At 67.9% G+C, this 6,599-nt stretch carries 5 protein-coding genes; 2 read left to right on the forward strand and 3 right to left on the reverse strand.

Annotation, left to right across the window (positions count from 1 at the left end; all coding sequences use genetic code 11):
- Positions 1–2,506: error-prone DNA polymerase (locus VF794_RS35445; protein WP_331117544.1), on the forward strand; the 2,506-nt coding region annotated here is incomplete at its 5' end.
- A gap of 10 nt (positions 2,507–2,516) precedes the next feature.
- Here the strand turns inward: VF794_RS35445 and VF794_RS35450 are convergent.
- The 3 genes from VF794_RS35450 to VF794_RS35460 are packed head-to-tail and all read right to left on the reverse strand — an operon-like array spanning position 2,517 to position 5,003.
- Entirely contained in the window at positions 2,517–3,056 is a 540-nt protein-coding gene (locus VF794_RS35450) for a DUF1697 domain-containing protein (RefSeq protein ID WP_331117545.1), read from the reverse strand.
- Between the two features lie 53 nt (positions 3,057–3,109).
- A complete protein-coding gene (locus VF794_RS35455) occupies positions 3,110–4,036 on the reverse strand; it encodes an NAD+ kinase (protein ID WP_331117546.1) in 927 nt (308 codons plus the stop codon).
- The gene (locus VF794_RS35460) at positions 4,029–5,003 is read right to left on the reverse strand and encodes an SPFH domain-containing protein (RefSeq protein WP_331117547.1); all 975 of its coding nucleotides are present in this window, start codon (positions 5,001–5,003) and stop codon (positions 4,029–4,031) included. The genes VF794_RS35455 and VF794_RS35460 overlap by 8 nt, the downstream gene beginning before the upstream one ends.
- Positions 5,004–5,341: 338 nt before the next feature.
- Here VF794_RS35460 and VF794_RS35465 point away from each other — a divergent pair.
- Positions 5,342–6,599 (forward strand): hypothetical protein (locus tag VF794_RS35465; protein WP_331117548.1); only part of this gene is annotated, 1,258 nt, incomplete at its 3' end.

The following is a 6,599-nucleotide window of genomic DNA, read 5'->3' on the forward strand; positions in this document are numbered from 1 at the left end:
CGACGTGCACACGCACCAGCGGAGCCGCCAGCCGTTGCAGGACGTGCTCACGGCCATCCGGTACAAGACGACGCTGGGGCAGCTCGGCACGCGGCGACTGCCCAACGCGGAGCGGACGCTGAAGGGGCCGGAGGAGATGGCTCGGCTGTTCGCGGACTGCCCCGAGGCGCTGGAGCGCACGCTGGAGCTGGCGGGCCGCTGCCATGCGACGGTGGACGGGCTGCGCTACCACTTCTCGGAGGAGGATCTGCCGCCGGGACATTCGACGGCGACGTGGCTGCGCGAGCTGACGTACCAGGGGCTCCAGGTGCGCTACCCGGGAGGCGTCCCGCCCGAGGTGGTGAAGCAGATCGAGCACGAACTGAAGCTGATCGCGGCCCTGGACTTCGCGGGGTACTTCCTGGCCATCTGGGACATCGTCCGGTTCGCGCGCTCGCGGGGGATTCTGTGCCAGGGGCGAGGGAGCGCGGCGAACTCGGCGGTCTGCTACGCGCTGGGGGTGACGGCGATCGATCCGGTGCGGATGGGGCTGCTCTTCGAGCGCTTCTTGAGCATGGAGCGCAAGGAGCCGCCGGACATCGACGTGGACTTCGAGCACGAGCGGCGCGAGGAGGTGCTCCAGTACGTCTACGAGAAGCACGGACGGCACCGGGCGGGCATGGTGTGCGAGGTCATCTGCTACCGGGGACGGCTGGCGCTGCGCGAGGTGGGCAAGGCGCTCGGGTTGTCGCTGGATCAGGTGGACCGGCTGGCGAAGGTGGCGGGCTCGCACGGCGGCGAGATGGGGCTGGAGCTGCTCAAGGAGGTGGGGCTGTCGGAGGAGGACCGGCGGGTGCGGCAGACGCTCGCGCTGGCGCAGGAGATCGAGAGCTTCCCAAGGCACCTCTCCATCCACGTGGGTGGGTTCGTGATTACGCGCGAGCCGCTGGTGGAGATGATCCCGGTGGAGAACGCGGCGATGAAGGGCCGCACGGTGGTGCAATGGGAGAAGGACGACCTGGAGGCGGTGGGCGTCCTGAAGGTGGACCTGCTGGGCCTGGGGATGCTGACGGCGCTGGCGAAGTGCCTCGCGTTGATCAAGGAGCACCACGGGCGCGAGCTGTCGCTGGCCACGATTCCCGCGGAGGATCCCCAGGTCTACGACATGCTGTGCAACGCGGATTCGATCGGGGTGTTCCAGATCGAGAGCCGGGCGCAGATGAACATGCTGCCGAGGCTGAAGCCGCGCTGTTTCTACGATCTGGTGGTGGAGATCGCGCTCATCCGCCCGGGCCCCATCGTGGGGGACATGGTGCACCCGTACCTGCGGAGGCGGGAGGGCAAGGAGCCCGTGGAGTACCCGTCCGAGGACGTGCGGAAGATTCTCCAGAAAACGCTGGGGGTGCCGCTCTTCCAGGAGCAGGCGATGAAGCTGGCGATGGCGGTGGCGGGCTTCACGCCGGCGGAGGCGGACGGGCTGCGGCGGGCGTTGTCGCACAAGCGCGCGGAGGAGAGGTTGGGGCCCTTCCACCAGCGCTTCGTCGAAGGAGGCATGGCACGGGGGTACAAGCCCGAGTACGTGGACACGCTGTTCCGGCAGTTCCGCGGGTTCGCGCACTACGGCTTCCCGGAGAGTCACTCGGCGAGCTTCGCGCTGCTGGCCTACGCGTCGTCGTGGCTGAAGTGCCACTACCCGGCGGCGTTCACGGCGGCGCTGTTGAACTCGCAGCCGATGGGCTTCTACGCGCCGCACACGCTGGTGGCGGACGCGCAGCGGCACGGGGTGCAGGTGCGAGGCGTGGACGTGAACCGCTCGGGGTGGGACTGCACGCTGGAGGACGGCGGGGCACTGCGGCTGGGGCTGCGGATGGTGCGAGGCCTTCAGGAGGCGGCGGGGCGGCGGGTGGAGGCCGCGCGGCAGGGGACGCGGTACACGAGCATCGGTGAGTTGGCGCGGCGGACGCGGGCGCCCCGGCACGAGCTGGCGCGGCTTGCGCTGTCGGGGGCGCTGGGGAGCCTCAGCGGCTCGCGGCGGGACGCGCTGTGGGAGATCCAGGCGCTGGGCCCGCTGGAGGAGACGGACCTGTTCTTCGGGATGGCGATGGACGGGACGTCGGTGGCGCTGCCGCAGATGAACGTGGCGGAGCGGGTGAGCAAGGACTTCGAGACGGTGGGCGTGTCCCTGGAGAAGCACCCGCTGGAGCTGTTGCGCCCGGCGCTGCGGAAGCGGGGCGCGGTGACGGCGGCGGGGCTGGAGCGGGTGCGAGCGGGGGCTCGGGTGGCGGTGGGAGGGATGCTCATCTGCCGGCAGATGCCACCGACGGCGAAGGGGTTCTGCTTCCTGTCACTCGAGGACGAGACGGGGATCGCCAACCTGGTGGTGGCACCGGACATGTACGTGCGCTTCCGCAAGGACATCCACGGAGCGCTGTTCCTGGTGGGGCAGGGGACGCTGGAGAAGACGGGGAAGGTGCTAAACGTGAAGGTGCAGCAACTGGAGCCGATCTCCTCCGCGCTCCCGGGCTGAAGCACCGCGGTCATCCCCCGGCGAGAGCGTGGAGCTTCATGACGGTGGCCCAGTTGCGGGTGGTCGCGGCGTCGCCCAACACCCGGCCGACTGCCTCGGGCAGTTGGCTCGCGAGGATCCCCTCCGGGCACCAGATGTAGGCCGCGCGCGCACCAAGGGCCAGCACCTCCGAGCCCCAGTCCCGCCGCATCAGCGGTTCGAGCTTCGATCTATCCGCTGGGTTGCTCAAGAAGGTGACCAGGAGGCGGGAGGGTTCGGTGGCGACCTTCTGGAGTGGGTTCTCGGCGACGACGGAGGCGAGCTCCGTGGCGGTGAGTACCGTGACGCGGGAGGACACGCCCAGCTCCTGGGTGATGCCCGCCTCGATGCGGGAAGCGGCGTTGCCCTTGGCCTTGGCTGGGGCGGTGAAGACGACGTTGCCGCTGTTGAGCAGGGTCTTCACGTCGGTGTAACCGAGTCCCTCGACGAGGGCGCGCAGATCCGCCATCGCTATCCGCTTCGCGCGTCCGACGTTGATGCCGCGTAGCAACGCGACCTGTCTGCCCGCCATCGTGCCCCTCCGTTTTGGGTCCAGGACTCTACCTGAAACGTGGGCCTGGGAAGTCACGCGACGACAAGCCGGGCGCGCTGGGCGGCCGGGCGTACCCGAGCCGTGGTGCCCGCGTTGAAGGCGAGGAAGTCCTCCTCCACGCCATCGCTGAAGATGACGCCGCCCGAGGGCATCCGCGATTCCACCTCCAGCGCAGCCTCTGTGCTGACGAATCCTGCCACCATGCTCGCCGCTGAGTGCCGGCTGATGAAGGGCTCGCGCACGACGAAGGCCAGCCGGGGGTCCTCCCAGTCGAGTCGCCACGTCTGGCCCGGCACGCCCCCCGTCGTCTCCGTGAGCCCCCGTGCCAGGGTGAATACCGAGGAGAGCCAGCCGCTCGAGCCCGCTCCCGTGGAGACGATGATGCCACTGGAGGACTGGGCCTCGGCACGGCGCTCGTGGTGCAGGGTGTAGCGAGCGGAGACGTGTGTGCGGGCCCCGAGGAACAGATCATTGAACCCGAGCAGCCGCTGGCCATCGCTCAGCACCACCTCGGCGAGCGTCACCTCGCGGAAGCGGGCGTGCGCCTCCAGCACGTGGCGTACCGCCACCCGCGCTTTGTCCACGCCGAAGGGCAGCAGCACGCCATCGACGCGCTCCGGGTCCGGGTTGACGCCGACGATGGGCTGCGACCCCACGTACTTGGCCACATTGGCCACCAGGCCGTCCTGGCCCACCGTTACCACCAGCTCCTTGCCGGTGAAGAAGAAGGTGGGCACCAGCGAGCGGTCCACCTGCTGCACTGGCAGCCCGAACGCCAGCAGCTTGTGCAGTGAGTCGAGCGCCCGGCGGTAGGTGTCGTCCTCCCGCGCGTAGTCCTCGAAGTCCTGGCCGGCATGCTCCAGGTAGAAGCGGGCCTGCGAGCGCGTGTTGAAGCGCTCCACCAACTCGGCGAGGCGCGTCTTCCGGGTGACGAGGACGATCTTCTCGTACTCAGCCATGGCGCGCCTGGTTGGCCGGGCCCGAGAGCAGCGAGCGCAGCAGGTCCGGGGACACATTCAGCTCGCCGATCTTCCCCGCGTTCTCCGCCATCTCGCGGAAGGCAAGGGCGATGTTGAGCTTGGGATCGTTCCCACCGCCGGCCGCGGCCATGAGCACCTTCCAATCCATGTTGCGCACCGGGGCGAGCGTCTTCTCCAGCGCGTAGGCCTTGGCCTCGGCGGCCTTGCGCTCGTTCTCGCTCCAGCGATCCATGAAGGAGGCGCGCTGCTCCTCCACGGCGATGTCCGCGGCGATCTGCGCCTCGCGGATCCGCCGCTTGCCGGCCTCGACGGACAGCTCGGTGGCGATCTCGCTCTCCTTGATGCGCCGCTCCTGCTCCACGGCGGCGTTGCGGCGGGCGTAGATGGCCTCATCCGCGCGCCGCTGGAGGGCCTCGCGCGCCTCGGCCTCCAGGGCCCGAGCCATTTCCGGGGTGGGGCGCACCGACAGCAGCGCGAAGCCCTGCACCTCCACCCCGAGCATCCGCACGGCCTCCGTCTCGCGCAGCGCGGCGAGCACCTTGCCCTCGATGATGTTGGCGCTCACCAGCACATCGCGCAGGGGCATGGACTGGACCACCGTGCGGGCGCGCACCTGGGCCACCTGGACGAGCCGCTCCTCCAACTTCGAGGGATCTTCCGAGGCGTACTCGCCCGAGGGCTTCACCGAATAGTCGAGCAGCCCGGAGAGGAGCTTGGGGTCGGCCACGCGGTAGGTGAGCTGGCCCTGGAGGGTGACGGCCTGGAAGTCCTGGGTGATCTCGTTGAAGACGAAGGGCACGTCCGAGCTGGCGAGCGGCACGGACACCACGGTGGTGGTGGGAGCCCAATAGAAGAAGGAGAGACCCGGCCCCTCGCGCTTCACCCGACCGTCCTTGAACTGCATCACGTACGTCGTCGGCGGCGCCTTCATGTAGCGGATGGACATGGACCTTCCCCGTCGTCTTCGTGTTTTAACTACACCAACATAGTGTGCTGATGACACGTATGCAATACGGAATGGATCCGTGTGTGCCGCGCGTAACCAACCCGGCCCTCCACCAGACCCTGCGGCTTGACAGTGGACCTCTCGACAACCTGACATCAGGCCCTCGGTACACAGCAGGCCTTCACCCCGTGCGCCTCACCAGGAGAGCTGCGGTCATGTCGACTCGTCATTTGCCCTCCACGAGTGAACGGAGGGGCTCGCGTGTGGGGGCGCTGGCTCTCGTGGCGCTGGTGCTCCTGGGGGCGTGCGCTCCGGGGGCCCCCTCTCGCGGGCGTCTGATGACGTACCGCGACCAGCCGCCAACACCGCGTCAGTCCTTGGAGGCGAAGGCGGCTCGGGCCGAGGCGGGTGACGGTGCGCTCATCTTCGCCAGGCTGCCCACGGATTTCGAGCCCGTGCGAGTGGGTGTCGTGGAGTTCAATGCTGCCCTGGTGACGCTGGTTCTCGACACGCCGCTGCGAGTGGCCAGTTCCGCTCCTGTGCAGCCGGGCCCCGGGCTGGCACCGGGCTCTGGGGGTTCAGGAGGAGCGGAGTGGCAATCAGATCTGGCGCGGTCCTATGGGCTGCTTTGCGAGAGGCGCGGCACGCCGGGCGATTGCCTCACCCTGTTTGACGACGGGCCCCATCTGAAAGCTGACGACAAGCGCGCCATTGCCTTGGCGCTGGCCGTGGGCCCGGCCCTGGACGGAGTGGACGCGGAAGTGCGGTCCATGCTCGATCCGACGCGGGTGCTGGCCACCGTGAGCATCGCCATCACGGGGTACATGGCGCTGCTGCTGGCGCCGGAGCCGTTCTCGAAGGGCGTCGCCGCCGCGTTTACCGTGCTCATGTGGGGTTATCTCGGGTTCGAGTTCTTCGACCTGATCCGGGCCTATGCGCAACTCTTGGAGGATGCGGCGCGGGCTACCACCTTCGCGGAGTTGCGCGAGGTGGGTGAGCGGTTCGGCCGGGTCATCGGCCCCAACAGCGTGCGCATCCTCGTTCTGGTGGGCACGGCGGCGGTGGGCGAAACGGCGGCGTTCGTATCCAAGGCTCCGAAGCTACCGGGCTTTGGGCAAGCCTCGCGGAATGTAGAGGTCAACGCCGGCCTGCGTATGGTGGATGCGGCAACCGGATCCGAGCGAGTCATTGTCTCCGTGCCCGAGGGGTCGATCCGGGTTGTTCTGCCGATCACGACCGTTGCCATGTCGGCTCCAAGCGGTGGTGCTGGGCACTCCGCAGGCGGGAGCGGGACTCCCAAAGAGGGCAGGCTTCTTCCGAATGGCCATCGTGCATTCAAGTCCTTTGATGACTTCAAGGACTTCATGGGACCAGCGGGGGAGGGCAAGCAATGGCATCATATTGTTGAGCAGCGTGAGGCCAATTTGAAGCGATTTGGTCCCGAAGCCTTGCATAATACAGAGAATGTCATACCGCTCGACAAGAACCTCCATGCCCGAGTTAGTGCATTCTATTCATCGATTCAGAAGGAACTTACAGGGTCGAGCAAGTTGACCGATAGAATGTGGCTGGGTACGCAATCATACGAAGCTCAGC

Source organism: Archangium sp. (genome assembly GCF_036389735.1).
In the GTDB taxonomy this organism is placed as follows: domain Bacteria; phylum Myxococcota; class Myxococcia; order Myxococcales; family Myxococcaceae; genus Archangium.

Excerpts from the sequence above, each read along its gene's own strand:
- VF794_RS35450 (WP_331117545.1), bottom strand. The coding sequence starts at position 3,056 with ATGGCGGGCAGACAGGTCGCGTTGCTACGCGGCATCAACGTCGGACGC.
- VF794_RS35455 (WP_331117546.1), bottom strand. The coding sequence starts at position 4,036 with ATGGCTGAGTACGAGAAGATCGTCCTCGTCACCCGGAAGACGCGCCTC.
- VF794_RS35460 (WP_331117547.1), bottom strand. The coding sequence starts at position 5,003 with ATGTCCATCCGCTACATGAAGGCGCCGCCGACGACGTACGTGATGCAG.